Below are 16,369 nucleotides of genomic sequence, written 5' to 3'. Positions count from 1 at the left end.
ATGGAACTAGAGCAAAAAATCTCTCAAGCCAAAGCGAAGCTTTTAGTCGAGTACCCATACTTTGGAACTTTGGCTTCAAAGATCTCGTTGGAGATAAATGATGACATTGAGAGTTTTAAATCTGACGGTAAAAAGATTGAATATCGTGAAGATTATCTGGCAGACCTTGAACTCTCGGAGATAGAGTTTATCTTGGCAAACGGGGCGATGCATAAAGCCCTTGCACATGAAAACCGTAAAGGTAATCGCAGCGGCTGGCTATGGCGTATGGCTACGGACATAGCGATCAATGACATGCTGATTGAAAACGGTCTTGATATGCCATACGGTGCAGAATATAGAAAACGTTTTGCGGGGATGTATGCCGAAGAGATCTATGCAGAGTTAAAAGATGACATTTTACGCGATGATGAAGATCTAGAATATGAAGCGGATGATGCAGAAGACGTAGAACAAAACAATGAACAAAAGCAACAACAAACAGAGGAAGAGCTGCAAGAGGAGATACTTCAGGAGCAGTTGATGGCAGAGGAAGCCATTTCACTTTTAGAACAAAAGTTTCAAAGCGGTGAAGTTCCCGAGTCAATTGAGCGTTTTTTTGATATTAGCGGTTTTGGAAAAGTGAACTGGCGGGATGAACTTCGAGATGCGATCGATAAATATTATAGAGATGACTATACTCTAATACCTCCTTCAAAAAAACTGCTTTATCAGGGGATATATCTTCCCTCAAACATATCTAATACTTTTAAACTTGTCATTGCTATTGACAGTTCCGGTTCTATAGATGAAGAACTGCTCAATCAGTTCTTGAGCGAAGTGAACTTTTTGATGGAGCATGTACAAAACTACCAGATTGATCTGCTTGTGTGTGATGACAAGATCCATTCTCACCAGACATTTTATTCGGGCGAACCTTTGGACGTGAAAGTGATAGGAAGCGGGGGAACGAGTTTTATCCCTGTTTTTGATTTTGTTGAAAAAAATATAGATGAGGTGAAACTGCTTCTGTATTTTACCGATCTTGACGGAGCTTTTCCAAAAGAGCATCCTTCTTATGAAGTGAAATGGGTATCTCAAAAAGAAAAAGAGATACCCTTTGGAGGACTCATTTTACTCGAAGACTAACTGATCTTTTCCTGCTTGTTTTGCTTTATATAAAAGCATATCTACAGTATTGAGGTTGTCCTCAAGGGAGTCCTCTACTTGATAATTTGCAGCACCGAGAGAAATTGTAAAACCTATTGAACTCTCTTTTGTAATTGGAAGTTTAAAGTTTTTTACTTCTGAGCGGAAACGTTCAAAAACCTCTACAGAGTTTTGCAAATTGATATTTTTGAGCAGGACATAAAAATCTTCACCGCTAAAACGCAGAAGTACATCAGAAGCTTTTGTAGAGCTTCTCAAAATATCCGCTAAGGCTACAATGATTTTATCTCCTGTTTCGTATCCGTATTGATTGTTAATTGCTTCAAGATTATCTATCCCAATCATAGCAAATACAGCATTTTCTTCACGAACTGTTATCTCACTCAGAAGTTCATCAATAATGTTGTAAAGGTGGCGTCTGTTATAAAGTCCCGTCAAGTGATCTCTATTTGAGAATTTTGTAATTTCCTGAATATTTTCAAGGGCTTCAATAGAGTTAGTGACACGGCAAGAAAACTCCTCTTTGGAAAACGGTTTTTTGATATAGTCGTTTGCACCGTTTTTTAGAAACAGGGCATTGATCTCATCATCGTCATTTCCTGAAAGAGCTACGATACATAACTCATTTTTTGAATACTCTTTTCTTACTTCCTGGATCAGCTCAAGTCCATTCATAACAGGCATATTATAGTCTGTGAGAATTAAAGAGATATCAGGCTGAGTTTGTAAAATACCCAGTGCTTCTTCACCGTGAGCTACGGTGATAACATTAAAGAAAAGATTCTCTAACATTGTTTTCATCTGTTTTCTAAACATCATTGAATCATCTACAACCAAGATTTTATGCTTTTGATTTTGAGTTAATCTTTTAATCGTTGTGATAATGTAGTCGATGTCGTGCGTACCGCTTTTATTGATATAATCAATAATGTTCTTTTCAAGCATTTTCTTTCTGAAATCTTTGTCGATATTTGCACTTAATACTAGGACATGGTTCTCTTTTTTCAGTGCATAGTCAATCACCTCTCCATCAGGAGCATCAGGAAGGTTTACATCTAAAACGGTAACAAAGTATTTATAGCGTGTCAAAAAAAGTTTTGCTTCTGCCATAGAGTAGGCAGTATCGATCTCCATCTTTAAAGACAGAGAGAGTTTTTTTGCGATCAGTTTTGCGAGAGCTTTATTGTCTTCAACTATCAGTATTCTTTGTGTGTCCATGTTCTTTTACCTCTTCAACTTTTGTAGCACGTGCTATTATTAAAATGATTAGCCATGCCAGTATCATTGTTATAACAGTATGACTTAAAAAATGATCCCCTATAATCATTTTATATGTACCCATAGCCCAGCCGATTATTAATGCAGCACCAAGAGCCAGGTATTTGTTTCTTCTTTTTTTAAATAGAAAAAAGAAACTCATTAAAGCAAATCCGCCACTTGCGTGTCCTGCAGGCCAGCATTTTAGTTGCTGTCCGCGTGCAAGGACTTCTTGGGGGAAAGACTCCCAAACTTTTGTTTTTGGATAAAGTCCGCCATAAGCTATTTCATCTCTCGGACAAGGCATATTTGTATTGCCTTTTAAAACACCTATGGTTGCAGGTACAAATATTGCAGAAAGAACAATTACTAAAATACCGCGTTTATAACTCTTGATTGTCTTGTTTAATTTTATAAATGCAAGGGAAAACAAAAATAAAATACTGATGATAATAAGAAGTTTTTTAATTCCACTGTAAAAGATAAACTCATAGGGTTGGTCATAAGGAGTTAAAATCCAGTACTTGGTATTGAAATTAAAAAAAAGGTCTTGCAGTTGATAATCAACACTGCTAAGACCAAAAAAGATGATACTAAATATTAATAGAGCAAAAGTAATAAAAATATTTTTAGTGCTTGCCATTAAAGACATCCAAATCTTTATCGTATACTTTTGTTTTTACTTTAAAGACACCTAGCATTGAGTGAAACAAGTTGTCTTGAGTAAACTTTTTCTCTTTTACAGCTTCAAGTTTCTCTATATTAACATCTTGCTTCATTTTTTCGCCTAACCACATGAATGCTCCGATGTGTGTTTGTGCATCAGGTGCCATAAAGTATGGAAGCCCGTGAAGATATACACCGCCTTCACCAAGGGATTCACCATGGTCACTCATGTAAAACATTGCAGTTTTGTAGTCTTTATCATATTGTTTCAAAAATGAAATTGTCTTTGAAAGGAAAAAGTCTGTATATAGCAATGCATTATCATAGGCATTTTTGATCTCTTCTTGTGTACACTCTTCAAGTTGGTTTGTTTCACATACCGGCGTAAACTTTTCAAACTCTTTTGGATAACGTTTGTAATATGCCGGACCGTGATTACCCATTTGGTGTAAAACAATAAACATATTTTTATCTTTATTTTTTTCTATGAAATCACCAAGTCCTACAAGCATACCGACATCACGACATTCACCCTCATCTGTACAGATTGTGTTAAGTTTATTAGATTTATAGTTCTCATAAGGAACTCTTAGAGCCATCCCTTTAGAGTCTGAGTTATTATCACGCCATAAAACTGCTATGTCATTTGTATGTGCAAGTACATCTAGAATATTTTCGTGTGTGATCCCTTTTTTGTATGTATATTCATCTCTATCAAATGGTGAGAACATACAAGGTACCGATTCTGCCGTTGAAGTTCCACATGAAAATACGTTTGAGAAATTGATAATGTCCTCTTTACTTAAACGTGGATTTGTATCTCTTTCATAGCCGTTGAGTGAAAAGTGATCAGCTCTGGCTGCTTCACCCACAACAAAGATAACAAGTTTTTTTGTTGTATTTGCATCCTCATCAATCTTTGCATCTTCACCCCATGGTTTGACAATAATAGGACCTGAGTTAAATGTTTTATTAATGTATTTTCCAGTTGAATAAATCCAGTAAGTTGGATTCGTTGAGTAACGTAGTGGTTTATGTTCACGGAAAAAAGATGTATAGTATTTTGAAAAAGTGAATACAGAAAGTAATACCAGGGCTAAAGCACCAAAAACAGTTATTATTTTGGAAAACATCTCTTTTTTAAAGGAACGATATTCAATTTTTGCTTTATAAACAGCAAAAGCTGGCAATAGTCCCAAAAAGATAAAATAGAGTACTTGTTTAATACTAAGAAGATCCAAAGATTCTGCCATATCCGTTTGCATCATATTTCTGATCATAGTATCATCAATGACTACTTTATAAGAGTTCATAAAATAGTTTGTCATAGAAGAGACGATAAGTACTGTAATTAAAATGGTCTTTGTCGTATATTTTGAACTTACAAGTGTAAAAAGCAATGTTATTACAGATGCCAAAACAACGCCTAAAGAGATTATAAATCCAGAGTTTGCAAAAGCAAAAGGATACACCTCTAAAACATTATGAAAAAATGAGTAGTTATCAAAAAGAACTAAAAATATTGCCGTCAAAATGATCAGTTTTGTTTGAGTAAGTGTTTTTATAATGGTTTCCTTATTTAATTTTCGCAATTGTATCAAATTTAAACAAATACTTGTTACGATTGCACCCATGAAAAATGAAGTTCTTACTCTTCTTGAAGCCGGATCCAATGTTTTTTTAACCGGAGGTGCCGGGGTTGGAAAAACTACAATTACTTTAGATGTTATTAAACATTTTGAATCTGAAGCTAAAAAAGTGGCTAAACTTGCCTCGACTGCTATGGCTGCAACACTTGTTGGCGGACAGACTCTGCACAGTTTTTTTGACTTTGGGATTTCCGGTTCATTGGATGAATTGGAGAAAAACGGTAAATTAGAACCGAAAAAAAAGACGAAAAAATTAGTTGCGTCTATAGACCTTATAGTGATTGACGAGATCTCTATGGTGAGTGATAATACTTTAGAAATGATTGCATTTCGTCTCAAGCAGTGTGACTTTAAAGGAAATATTTTGGCTGTTGGTGATTTTTTACAACTTCCGCCTGTTGTGAAAGGTTATAACAGTGTCGGATTTGCGTTTGAAGCACCAAGTTGGCAAGAGCTTGCATTTGAGATTATAGAATTAACACATGTTTATAGAACGGATGATAAAGCTTTTATCGAACTCTTGCAACAGATCAGATACGGTTATGTAGATGAAAATGTACATAACCAACTTAACCACTATATAAAACCGCTGCCGCATGATTTTAGTCAATACACTTTTTTATTTGGAAAAAATGTTTCGGCTTCACATCACAATAAAAAGCAACTAGAACTGATCGAGGGGGATCTTTATACAAAAGAAGCCCAGATCGTAAAACATAAAGAGAGTGTCAATGATAAAGAGATAGAGCGTTTTTTTGACGATGCCAGAATAGAGAAAGAGTTGGAACTCAAAATCAATGCACCGGTACTTTTTACAAGAAATGCATGGAACTATTATAATGGTGAACGCGGCGTAATTGTAAATATAGACACTCAGTACCTTTATGTACAAAAATCAGACGGACGGGTTGTGAAACTAGAAGCGGTTGCTCAAAGCAAATCACATTGGGTAGAAAAAACTGTTAACGGGACAAAAGAGATGGTAGAGGAGAACAGTTTTTCAATCTATCAGTATCCTGTTAAACTCGCTTTTGCAATCACAATTCATAAATCTCAAGGGATGAGTATAGAGAGTTTAATTATAGATACAAAAGAGATATTTGCCCCTTCACAATTTTATGTAGCACTCTCACGTAGTTCAAATCCGCTCCATCTCATTTTAATTGCTCCAAATACTCAATGGTACAATCTTGCTTTTGTAGATAAAAGAGCTCTGAGATTTGTACAGGAAGGTTCATTATGTTAAGGCAGTTAGACAACGGCATACTTTATATGCTCCTTTCAGCATTGATCTCAGCACTTAACGGTGCTCTAACTAAAATCCTTTCAGATGATATTTCAGCATTAGAAATTGTGTTTTTTAGAAATATGATAGGAATTTTTTTAATTCTTTATGCACTCAGACATACACCGCCAAAACTCGGCGGCGGAAAATTTCACCTTTTGTTTACACGTGGATTTTTTGGTTTTGTTGCAATGATTTTGTTTTTTTATACAATTACAATTATTCCTCTTGGAGAGGCAATTACGCTCAATAAAACTTCTCCGTTTTTTGTAACGATTCTTGCTTTTTATCTTTTGGGAGAAAAATTAAGTCCTTTAACACTTTTGGCACTTCTTATAGGTTTTATAGGTGTTATCCTGATCGTTAAACCTTTTGGTATGAGTCTTTCCTATGAACATATTTTAGGAGTGCTTGGAGGTTTCTTTGCTGCAGCAGCCTATACAACTATTAAAAAGATCAAAGATATTTATGATTCCCGGGTCATCGTCTTATCATTTGTAAGTGTAGGAACTTTACTCCCTGCAATGTTGTTTTTAACAGCACCATTTGTTGAAGTGTCCCAAAGCTTGGCATTTTTATTTCCTGAGTTCATACTTCCGAGTGATACAAAAGTATGGTTTTATATTGGTGTGATGGCAATCATCTCTACACTATCACAGTGGCTGCTTACAAAAGCATATAGTGCTAAGAAGTTAAGTGTAGTAGGGGTCATAAGTTATACAAACATCCCTTTTGCAATAGGGTTTGGATTTTTACTTGGTGATGCTTTTCCTGATACTTTAACATTTTTAGGTATATCACTTATTATCTTAGGCGGTATATTAGTTAGTAGGAAAAAAGCTTAAAACATATTATAATACTTCATAAGGAGTTAGAATGAAATATATTTTAATGAGTCTAATGATAATGCTTGTTCTAAGTGCTTGTAGTTCTAAAAATAGTGGAGTTTCAGATAAAGAGTATTATCGTGCAAATACTGCGAGTGAAAAATCTCTAGATAAGTTAGATAGAGAATAGGATAGAGTCAGAGCTTACAGCTCAGACTCGTGTTTTGCTAAGTATTCAGCTACACCTTCAGTTGAAGCTTTCATACCTTCGTCACCTTTGTTCCAACCAGCTGGACATACTTCACCATACTCGTTAGTAAATAGCATAGTATCAACCATACGGATCATCTCATCGATGTTACGTCCAAGTGGTAAATCATTGATTACTGCGTGACGAACTGTACCGTCTGCATCGATTAAGAATGAACCACGAAGAGCTACAGACTCACCGAAAAGTACATCGTAATCTCTAGAAATTGATTTTGAAAGGTCAGCTACTAATGGGTATTTAATTCTACCGATACCACCTTTTTCAACTGGAGTTTCTCTCCATGCAAAGTGTGAGAATTGAGAATCAACAGATACACCGATTACATTAACACCACGAGAAGTAAACTCTTCGATTCTATGAGAGAAAGCAATGATTTCAGATGGACAAACAAACGTAAAGTCTAATGGATAAAAGAAAAGTACTGCACCCTTTTCACCTAAGTTGTTCATTAAATTGAAATCTTCTACGATTGAACCGTCAGCTAATACTGCTGTTGCTGTAAAGTCTGGAGCTTTGTTTGTTACTAACATTATATATGTCCTTTTTTTGAATTTAAAATTACCAAAATTCTATCTAAATTTGATTAATAAACTTTTGGATGCTTTAGGTAAATGATTATTTTAAGTTAAGGATAATTTTTATCATTTAGATTCTCAAATCAAATTAACAATTAATAATGTATAATTCCGTCGATTTATGAAGCATGACTTTATATTTCAATAAACAATCGATGACGGGAGATAAATAATGTCACAAAAAGAGTACATATTTACTTCAGAGTCTGTAACAGAAGGGCATCCTGACAAGATGGCTGATCAGATCAGTGATGCAATTCTGGATTATATTATTGAAAATGATAAAAATGCTAGAGTTGCATGTGAAACTCTAGTATCTAATGGTTTTTGTGTAATAGCAGGCGAACTGAAGACTACGGCGTACGCGCCGATGCAAGAGATTGCAAGAAAAGTGGTTCAAGAGATAGGCTATACTGATGCTACATACGGTTTTGATTACCGTTCTGCTGCGGTTTTAAATGGAATCGGTGAACAATCACCTGATATTAATCAAGGTGTTGATCAAGCAAGTGGTGAAATCGGTGCAGGTGATCAAGGTTTAATGTTCGGATATGCATGTCGTGAAACAGATGTGCTTATGCCTTTACCTATTTACCTGTCACATCGTTTAACGCAAAGACTGGCTCAAGTAAGAAAAGATGGAGTAATCCCTTATCTTCGTCCCGATGGAAAAGCACAGATTAGTATAAAATATGTTGAGGGTAAACCTGTTTCGGTTGAAACTGTTGTTGTATCAACACAACACGCTCCTGAAGTAAGTCAGGAACAAATACATGAAGATGTTATCAATGAAGTAATCAAGGCAGTTATTCCTGCTGAGATGATACATGAAGGTACAGTTTTCCATATCAATCCTACAGGGAAGTTTGTAATCGGTGGTCCTCAAGGTGATGCAGGACTTACTGGACGTAAGATTATCGTAGATACTTATGGTGGAAGCTGTCCTCACGGTGGTGGAGCATTCTCAGGAAAAGATCCGACCAAGGTTGACAGAAGTGCTGCATATGCTGCTAGATGGGTTGCTAAAAACTTAGTAGCTTCAGGTGCATGTGACAAAGCAACAATTCAAGTAGCGTATGCAATCGGTGTAGTACAACCTGTTTCAATTATGGTTGATACTCATGGAACAGGTAAAGTAGAAGAAGAACTATTAGAAGCATGTGTAAAAGAGATTTTTGATCTTTCACCTGCAGGAATAATTAGAGACCTTGATCTTCTTCGTCCAATCTATAGAAAAACAGCGGCTTATGGTCACTTTGGACGTGAAGAAGATACTTTTACTTGGGAAAAAACAAATAAAGTTGAAGCAATCAAAAGCTTTTTAAATATCTAAGTGTAACGAATTATTACACTTAGTAAACTATATGATAAGTTTTAGCTACATTTAAAACTCTTCATTGTATAGTTACTTTCATAATTATTACAGGAGAAAATAATGGCAGTATATATTAATGATACATGTATTAACTGTGGTGCTTGTATTGATGAGTGTCCAGTTGAAGCTATCGTAGATGAGGATGATAATCCAACGGGTGAAGAAATTTATTACGTTTACGGTGATAAATGTGTTGAATGTGTTGGTCACCACGATGAGCCAGCATGTGCTACTGCATGTCCTACAGAAGGTTGTATCGTATGGGATGCTATCGGAGATTCTCCAGAGCACCGTACAGACATCACTGATGAGCAACGTGCAAACCAAGAACCAATCGTAGAATAGTTCTAACTTTTATAATTGTGGGGCATTTTGCCTCACAACTTCTGTCTAAAAATAGACATCTTTCCTAAAATAAATCAAAAAATTCAAATTTTAAACTACAATATACTTTTTTTTAGATATAATCGCACCCTAATTTTATATTTTCAGAGGAGATTTGATGGAACGTACACTATCAATCATCAAGCCAGATGCAGTTGCAAAGGGTGTTATAGGCAAAATTTTAGATCGTTTTGAAAGCAATGGTCTTAAAATCGCAGCTACTAAAAAACTTCAATTAAGCAGAGCTGATGCAGAAGCATTTTATGCAGTTCACGCTGAAAGACCTTTCTTCAACGATTTAGTTGATTTTATGATTAGTGGACCGGTTGTAGTTTCTGTTTTAGAAGGTGAAAATGCAATGCAAAAGAACCGTGATCTTATGGGTGCAACAAACCCTAAAGAAGCTGAAGCAGGTACAATCCGTGCAGATTTCGCTGAAAATATAGATGCTAATGCAGTTCACGGAAGTGATTCTTTAGAAAATGCAGCGATCGAAATTGCTTTCTTTTTCTCAGAAAGAGAAATTGCATAATATAAGCTGTATTTTTTGAAAATACTACTTAGAAAAGTAACAAATACTCCATTAGACTTTGAAATAAAGTCTGGTGATATGACTTTTAAAGGTTATTTGGAGTATCATAGCCCTAAGTTAATTTTGCTCAAAGCAAATTTAAACGGAAAGCTTGATAAACCTTGCGATATTTGCGCAGAGGATATGAAGATTTCGGTAGATGAAGATATAGAGTTCTTTATATCTGACGGTATTTATGAAAGTAATGACGATATCGAACTTGATGTTGTTGAATCTTTTGACGGTCATGCAGATTTAGATGAACTTTTGCATTCAGAGATCGAATTAATAAAAAGCGATTATCATGCTTGTGATAATTGTCAAGAAGACTAAATTTAAAAAAGGAATAGATTATGGCAGTACCTAAGAGAAGAGTGTCTCACGCACGTTCAGCAAAACGTAGAACACACTACAAAATTTCTTTAGCTCGTCCAGTTAAAGACAAAGACGGAACTTACAGATTACCACACCACATCAATCCTACAACTGGTGAGTATAAATAATTAATGGTAACAATTGCAATTGATGCAATGGGTGGGGACTTTGGTCCCGAGCCAATTGTAAAGGGTTGTGTAAACGCACTAAAAAAGAAAAAATTTACACCTATATTAGTGGGTAAAAAAGATGAAATTTTACCTCTATTACCGAAAAGTTATAGAGATAAGATTTCTATAATAGAAACAGATGATGTGATTTCTATGCACGATGCTGCAACTGATGCGGTTAAACGTAAAGAAAGCACGATCTATAAAGCTGTTGAACTTGTAAAAAACGGTGAAGCTCAAGGAGTTGTTTCTGCAGGTCACAGTGGTGCAACAATGACTTTGGCAACTTTACGTCTAGGTCGTTTAAAACATGTTTCACGCCCGGCACTTGTTACTTTAATGCCTACAAGAACAGGACGCCGTTCTGTAGTACTTGATGTTGGCGCAAATGTTGATTCTAAACCGGAACATTTAGCAGAGTTTGCCGTAATGGGTGGATGTTATGCTGAAGATGTTTTAGCAATCCAGGAACCTTCAATCGGGCTTTTAGCAAATGGTGAAGAGGATTCTAAAGGAAATGAATTAACAAAGGCAACATTTAAATTACTGCAGGGTTATCCAGGATTTAAAGGAAACGTTGAAGGTGCAGATATCTTCAACGGAAGTTGTGATGTTATTACTTGTGACGGTTTCGTAGGTAATCTTGTGCTTAAAGCTAGTGAAGGGGTTGCTTCGACAATCTCTGTGCTTATCAAAGATTACATTCGTAAATCACCTATTGCTATTACAGGTGCACTTTTAATGAGAAGAGTTTTTAAACTTCTTAAAAAAGAGATCGACTATGCCGAGGTTGGTGGAGCTCCACTTATCGGTATTAAAGGTTGTGCAATCGTAAGTCATGGTAAAAGTAATGCCAAAGCGATTGAAAATGCAATTTATCAAGCTATCAGATATGTTGATACAGGTGTAAACCAGCATATAGAAACAAGATTAGCTAAGTTAAAACAAAAGGAAGCTTAATGGCATACGCTGCATTTCGTTCTATTGGTGCTTATGTTCCAGAAAAAATTTTAACAAACGAAGATTTAACTAAGATTGTTGATACTTCAGATGAATGGATCACAAAAAGAACCGGTATAAAAGAACGCCATATTGCAGCGGAAAATGAGTTTACAAGTGACCTTGGCATGAAAGCTGCAGAAAAAGCATTAGAGAGAAGTGGTATAGACAGATCAGAAATTGATATGATTGTTTGTGCGACTATCTCACCAGATTATTTTTGTATGCCTTCAACAGCTACTATTATCGCTACAAAATTAGGTATTAAAAATGCAACAGCATTTGATATCTCTGCTGCTTGTACAGGATTTGTATATATCCTTTCAATTGCAAAAGCTTTTATTGAAGCTGGTATGAAAAAAAATGTACTAATCATCGGTGCAGAGAAACTTTCAGCTATTACAGATTACACTGATCGTGGAACTTGTATCTTGTTTGGTGACGGTGCAGGGGCTGCTGTTATCTCTGCAACTGATAATAAAGAGGAAGCTATCATCGATGTTCATACTGGTGCTGATGGTGAATATGCTGATTTACTTATGACGCCAAACGGTGGAAGCGGTTCAGCTCACGATTCATTAGATCAAGAAGCTGCTAGCTGTTTCATGCAAATGAAAGGGAATGAAACTTTCAAAGTTGCAGTAAGAACACTTACACAAGATGTAAAAGACATTTTAGAAACAAACAATATCGTAAGTGAAGATGTAATTCACTTTGTGCCGCATCAAGCTAACTACCGTATTATTAAAGCGGTAGGTGATGCGCTGAAGCTAAAAGATGAACAAGTGGTACTTACGGTTGCAAAATACGGAAATACTTCTGGAGCTTCTATCCCTATGGCTATTAATGATATCTATGAAGAGGGTAAACTTCAAGCTGGTGAGTTAATGCTTCTTGATGCTTTTGGCGGCGGATTAACTTGGGGAAGTGCACTGGTTCCTTTTAGCCCGTTAAAATAACATTTTGCCAAATTTCTTCATTGAGATTTGGCCTTTCTTTCATTATATAACTTAGAGTAAGTTACTCTATAAAATAAACATTTTCCCTGAAATTGACATTATTTATTGTACATATTTTTGTAAAGTAGTAAACACTCTTTTAAAAAATTTTTCTTCATCGGGAAGATATAATTCATTATCTCTTAATTTTTCACCCCACATAGGGTTTGGATAGTAGTTATCGTCTTCAAAACGGGCCATTACATGGATATGTACGCGAGGAAGCATATTTGCAAAAGATGCAATATTGATTTTTGTAGGTTTGTAGTATGCAATCATCTCTTTTTCAATTATATTTACAATTTCCCACAATTGGCTTCTGACTTCAGCAGAAAGTTCACTTAACTCTTTATGGGGTTCTTGAGTGAAAACTTTGAGCCAGGGAATCTGACTCTCTTCTTTTTCAATGTAAAAATATTGATTTTCAAAAATGATATGCATCGGGAGATCCGTTTTTGTTAATTGTAACATAAAACGGATTGGATGGAAAGAGAAATTTTAGCGGTTTCTATTTCTTCTTCTAGAATCTCCGCCGCGAGAACCACCATCACGTGATCCACCTTCACGAGATCCTCCTGAACGGCCTCTAGAGTTTCTATGGCCACCACGTCTGTTTCCACCGCGACCTCTAGAATTTCTATCTCCGCCTCTTCTGTTTGCACGATCTAAAATAGCTTCAAGTTTATCTGCAGGGATACCGATGTTGCTAGGTCCTTTAATCTCTTGCTTGTTAAGGATCATAGAGATGAGTTTGTACATAATTGTCTCTTCATCAATATCCTCTTTAAGTTTATCAAGAATAAGGTGTGCTTCATCATAGATTTTTTGATCTTCAATGCTTTTTACGATATTGTCAATATTTGTTTGACGAAGATCATTTTTACTCGGTACAAAAGCATGTTCCATTGAAGTCCCAACGATTTTTTTGATCTTTTGCAGTTCTTTAAACTCTAAAGGAGTTAAAAGTGTAATCGCCTTTCCTTTAGTACCTGCACGACCTGTACGACCAATTCTATGTACGTAAGACTCAGGGTCAAACGGAATATGGTAGTTAAATACGTGAGAGATATTATTAACATGGATACCACGTGCCGCAACGTCAGTTGCAACTAACACTTTAACAGAGTTAGATTTGAAACCTTTAATAACTGTTTCACGTTGACGTTGTTCCATATCTCCATGTAAACCGTTTGCTAAATATCCTGCATTTGAAAGTACGTTTGAAAGTCTATCTACTTCAGATTTTGTTCTACAAAATACTACAGACTTATTCGTACTTTCACTATCCATTAAACGAATGATCGCATCATCACGCTCATGCTCATCGATTACATAATAAAGTTGTTCAATATCGGCATTTGTAGTTTCACCTTTTGTGATAGAAACAAATTCCGGATTTTCTAAGATTTTATGCGCCAGGTTTTTGATTGGTTGAGGCATAGTAGCTGAGAAAAGTAATGTTTGACGATCTGTAGGCATGAATGAAAAAATTTCAGTAATGTCATCTAAGAATCCCATATCAAGCATTTCATCAGCTTCGTCAAGCACAATCATGCTTGGAGCAAAATCAGGTAACATGTTTTTCTTTAAAATATCTAACATTCTTCCTGGTGTAGCAACTACAACATTCGCTCCGCGAGAAATAAGATCAATTTGACGTTTATATGAACTTCCACCATATACAGTTACTGTTCTAACACCAAGATTTTTACCGTATTTGAAAATTTCGTCACTTACTTGGGTAGCTAATTCACGAGTAGGAGTGATAACTAAAAGTTCAACTGAACCGTCAAGTTTCATGTTGTTAAGTGCCGGAAGACTGAACGCTGCAGTTTTTCCTGTACCAGTGTGTGCCTGACCTACCATGTCACGGCCAGCTAAAACTACTGGGATTGCTTGTGCTTGAATTGGAGAAGGGCTAGTAAACCCTGCAAACTTGATACTCTTTAGTATCTCTTTTTTTAAGCCTAACTCATCAAATGTTAGTACTTTTTCTTCTTGTTGTGCATTGTCTTGCATCATTTTCCTTGTGTATTAAGGAGATGATACAGACTATTTAAACTCTCTATAGCACCTTCTCCTCAAATTGTTTTGCGAATTATACCCAAATAAACCATAGAAGTTATTAAAATTATTAATTCTTTAGATAGCTTAAGTTTATATATTGCAAATTGTAATATATTTAAAGGCTTAAAGAAAAAGGGGATATAATAATTTTATAATTTCTAAGGGGATATTTTTGCAGATTGATATAAATATTATAATAATTTTATTTTTGATAGTTTCATTATTGACTACGTTTTTTGTACTTTTTAAAGAGAAAGCAGTAACACAAAGTTTACGAGAATTACTGAATAATACAGAAAAAGAGTATATAGCACTAAAAAGTACTTATGAAGCCGAGATAAAAGCTTCAAACGAAAAACTTAACATCTTAAAGTCGGCAAAAGAGGACCTCTCTAAAGAGTTTAAAAATCTGGCAAATCAGATCTTTGAAGACAAATCAAAACAGTTTAGCAGTTCGAATAAAGAGCAATTGGAACTTTTACTTAAACCGTTTCGAGAGCAGGTGGCAAATTTTTCGAAACAGACGCGTGAGCAGTTTGAAGTAGAAATAAAAGATCGTCACTTATTAAAAGATGAACTCTCGCGTTTAAAAGAGATGAATGCACAACTAGCAAGTGAAGCATTGAATTTGACAAAGGCATTAAAAGGGGAAAATAAGACTCAAGGCAACTGGGGAGAGATAGTGTTAGAAAAAATACTTGAGCAGTCTGGTCTTAGAAAAGGTGTAGAGTACGAGCTTCAAGCTACCTTGAAAAACGAAGAAAATAAAACATACAGACCAGATGTAATCGTACATATGCCTGGTGAAAGAGATATCGTTATAGACTCTAAAGTATCACTCGTTGCATATGAACGTTTTATGAGTAGTGAAGATGAGATTGAAAAAAAGCAAGCACTTAAAGAACATATAACAAGTATTTCTAATCATGTAAAACAGTTGAGTCAAAAAAGTTATGAAAAACTTGAAGGGGTGAATACATTAGATTTCGTATTACTTTTTATGCCGATAGAAGGAGCTTTTTTACTTGCACTAGAGAGTGACGGTGAATTTTTCAAAAATGCGTATGATCAAAATATCCTGGTTGTCTCTCCATCTACACTACTTGTAACACTTAGAACAATAGAGCATATCTGGAGAACTCAAAGACAAGAGGAACACGCTTTGAAAATCGCTGCAGAAGCTGAAGCGATGTATGATAAATTAGTGCTGTTTTTAGAAGAAATGAACCATATAGGCACACAGATTCAAAGAACACATGACTCGTATGAAAAAGCGATGAATCGCTTAAGTTCAGGGCGCGGTAATGTGATTAAACGTGCACAAAATATAGTTGCACTTGGAATAAAAACAAAAAAAGAGCTGCCGATAAGCACAAGTGAAGATGAATAGAGAAAACTAGTTTACAAATTTATCTTTTTGTAAACTAGATAGTGGATATACTTCACTTTATGAAAAGGGTACAATTCATTTTAAGCGGTTTATTGGTTGCAATGTTATTTTTTGCAGGGCATGACTATATAACTATGCAAATGGATTTGACACAAGATGACAAACCAAAAAAAGTACTAATACAAGCTGAACATAACGTTTTTCATATACCGATGATTTTAACTTCAAACGATAATAGTAGTTATGTTGAAGTAGAAGAAAAAATCACTTACTCATTAAAAAATCTTACATTCAATAACTTTCATATTTCTTTATTTAAACCCCCTCAATTAGCATAGATTCCATTCATATAAAAAATCAT

At 35.4% G+C, this 16,369-nt stretch carries 19 protein-coding genes; 13 read left to right on the top strand and 6 right to left on the bottom strand.

Annotated features, from left to right (window positions below; all coding sequences use genetic code 11):
* Positions 1 to 1,128 carry a VWA-like domain-containing protein gene (locus P6N22_RS09270; protein ID WP_280332315.1) on the top strand — a complete coding sequence of 376 codons (1,128 nt, stop codon included), beginning with the start codon at positions 1 to 3 and terminating at the stop codon, positions 1,126 to 1,128.
* Here P6N22_RS09270 and P6N22_RS09265 read toward each other — a convergent pair.
* From P6N22_RS09265 to P6N22_RS09255, 3 genes are read right to left on the bottom strand one after another with little or no spacing between them, the layout of a single operon-like run.
* Positions 1,114 to 2,367 carry a diguanylate cyclase gene (locus P6N22_RS09265; protein ID WP_280332314.1) on the bottom strand — a complete coding sequence of 418 codons (1,254 nt, stop codon included), beginning with the start codon at positions 2,365 to 2,367 and terminating at the stop codon, positions 1,114 to 1,116. The genes P6N22_RS09270 and P6N22_RS09265 overlap by 15 nt on opposite strands.
* On the bottom strand, positions 2,339 to 3,049 hold the full coding sequence (locus P6N22_RS09260; protein WP_280332312.1) for a phosphatase PAP2 family protein: 711 nt from the start codon (positions 3,047 to 3,049) through the stop codon (positions 2,339 to 2,341). The genes P6N22_RS09265 and P6N22_RS09260 overlap by 29 nt, the downstream gene beginning before the upstream one ends.
* Positions 3,036 to 4,604, bottom strand: coding sequence for a phosphoethanolamine--lipid A transferase (locus P6N22_RS09255; RefSeq protein ID WP_348542139.1), 1,569 nt, complete (start codon positions 4,602 to 4,604; stop codon positions 3,036 to 3,038). The genes P6N22_RS09260 and P6N22_RS09255 overlap by 14 nt, the downstream gene beginning before the upstream one ends.
* A gap of 100 nt (positions 4,605 to 4,704) precedes the next feature.
* Between P6N22_RS09255 and P6N22_RS09250 the strand changes: the two genes are divergently transcribed.
* Genes P6N22_RS09250 through P6N22_RS09240 form a run of 3 tightly spaced genes read left to right on the top strand, consistent with a single transcriptional unit; the run spans position 4,705 to position 7,023 of the window.
* The gene (locus P6N22_RS09250) at positions 4,705 to 5,967 is read left to right on the top strand and encodes an AAA family ATPase (RefSeq protein ID WP_280332310.1); all 1,263 of its coding nucleotides are present in this window, start codon (positions 4,705 to 4,707) and stop codon (positions 5,965 to 5,967) included.
* Entirely contained in the window at positions 5,961 to 6,851 is an 891-nt protein-coding gene (locus tag P6N22_RS09245; protein WP_280332308.1) for a DMT family transporter, read from the top strand. Before P6N22_RS09250 ends, P6N22_RS09245 begins: the two co-directional genes overlap by 7 nt.
* Before the next feature lie 31 nt (positions 6,852 to 6,882).
* Positions 6,883 to 7,023: a hypothetical protein gene (locus tag P6N22_RS09240; RefSeq protein ID WP_280332307.1), complete on the top strand. Its 141-nt coding sequence runs from the start codon at positions 6,883 to 6,885 to the stop codon at positions 7,021 to 7,023.
* Between the two features lie 14 nt (positions 7,024 to 7,037).
* Here P6N22_RS09240 and P6N22_RS09235 read toward each other — a convergent pair whose 3' ends face one another.
* Positions 7,038 to 7,634, bottom strand: coding sequence for a peroxiredoxin (locus tag P6N22_RS09235; RefSeq protein ID WP_280332305.1), 597 nt, complete (start codon positions 7,632 to 7,634; stop codon positions 7,038 to 7,040).
* A gap of 217 nt (positions 7,635 to 7,851) precedes the next feature.
* Here P6N22_RS09235 and metK point away from each other — a divergent pair, with 217 nt between their 5' ends.
* The 7 genes from metK to P6N22_RS09200 all read left to right on the top strand — a co-directional run bounded on the left by metK (position 7,852) and on the right by P6N22_RS09200 (position 12,512).
* Positions 7,852 to 9,012, top strand: coding sequence for a methionine adenosyltransferase (gene metK / locus P6N22_RS09230; RefSeq protein WP_280332303.1), 1,161 nt, complete (start codon positions 7,852 to 7,854; stop codon positions 9,010 to 9,012).
* 102 nt (positions 9,013 to 9,114) lie between these two features.
* On the top strand, positions 9,115 to 9,399 hold the full coding sequence (locus P6N22_RS09225; protein ID WP_280332302.1) for a 4Fe-4S dicluster domain-containing protein: 285 nt from the start codon (positions 9,115 to 9,117) through the stop codon (positions 9,397 to 9,399).
* A gap of 157 nt (positions 9,400 to 9,556) precedes the next feature.
* Positions 9,557 to 9,970, top strand: a complete 414-nt coding sequence (gene ndk, locus P6N22_RS09220) for a nucleoside-diphosphate kinase (protein ID WP_280332300.1) — start codon at positions 9,557 to 9,559, stop codon at positions 9,968 to 9,970.
* Positions 9,971 to 9,985: 15 nt separating this feature from the next.
* Positions 9,986 to 10,342, top strand: coding sequence for a hypothetical protein (locus tag P6N22_RS09215; RefSeq protein ID WP_280332298.1), 357 nt, complete (start codon positions 9,986 to 9,988; stop codon positions 10,340 to 10,342).
* Positions 10,343 to 10,362: 20 nt separating this feature from the next.
* Positions 10,363 to 10,512 carry a 50S ribosomal protein L32 gene (gene rpmF / locus P6N22_RS09210; protein WP_280332296.1) on the top strand — a complete coding sequence of 50 codons (150 nt, stop codon included), beginning with the start codon at positions 10,363 to 10,365 and terminating at the stop codon, positions 10,510 to 10,512.
* Positions 10,513 to 10,515: 3 nt separating this feature from the next.
* The gene (gene plsX / locus P6N22_RS09205) at positions 10,516 to 11,514 is read left to right on the top strand and encodes a phosphate acyltransferase PlsX (RefSeq protein ID WP_280332294.1); all 999 of its coding nucleotides are present in this window, start codon (positions 10,516 to 10,518) and stop codon (positions 11,512 to 11,514) included.
* Positions 11,514 to 12,512 (top strand): beta-ketoacyl-ACP synthase III, encoded by a 999-nt coding sequence (locus P6N22_RS09200; protein ID WP_280332292.1) that lies wholly within the window; start codon positions 11,514 to 11,516, stop codon positions 12,510 to 12,512. The genes plsX and P6N22_RS09200 overlap by 1 nt, the downstream gene beginning before the upstream one ends.
* A 102-nt stretch (positions 12,513 to 12,614) precedes the next feature.
* Here the strand turns inward: P6N22_RS09200 and P6N22_RS09195 are convergent, their stop codons facing one another.
* A complete protein-coding gene (locus P6N22_RS09195) occupies positions 12,615 to 13,022 on the bottom strand; it encodes an HIT family protein (RefSeq protein WP_280332290.1) in 408 nt (135 codons plus the stop codon).
* A 27-nt stretch (positions 13,023 to 13,049) separates the two neighbouring features.
* Complete coding sequence (locus tag P6N22_RS09190) at positions 13,050 to 14,570, bottom strand: DEAD/DEAH box helicase (RefSeq protein ID WP_280332288.1); 1,521 nt, start codon at positions 14,568 to 14,570, stop codon at positions 13,050 to 13,052.
* A 256-nt stretch (positions 14,571 to 14,826) separates the two neighbouring features.
* Between P6N22_RS09190 and rmuC the strand changes: the two genes are divergently transcribed.
* Together rmuC and P6N22_RS09180 are read left to right on the top strand one after the other, a co-directional pair.
* Entirely contained in the window at positions 14,827 to 16,008 is a 1,182-nt protein-coding gene (rmuC, locus tag P6N22_RS09185; protein ID WP_280332286.1) for a DNA recombination protein RmuC, read from the top strand.
* 59 nt (positions 16,009 to 16,067) lie between these two features.
* Entirely contained in the window at positions 16,068 to 16,346 is a 279-nt protein-coding gene (locus P6N22_RS09180) for a hypothetical protein (RefSeq protein ID WP_280332284.1), read from the top strand.
* The last annotated feature ends 23 nt before the right edge of the window (positions 16,347 to 16,369 follow it).

Source organism: Sulfurimonas sp. C5 (genome assembly GCF_029872055.1).
Classification (GTDB): Bacteria; Campylobacterota; Campylobacteria; order Campylobacterales; family Sulfurimonadaceae; genus Sulfurimonas.
The sequence above is the reverse complement of the archived record's forward strand: the minus strand, read 5'-3'. Positions and strand labels throughout refer to the sequence as shown.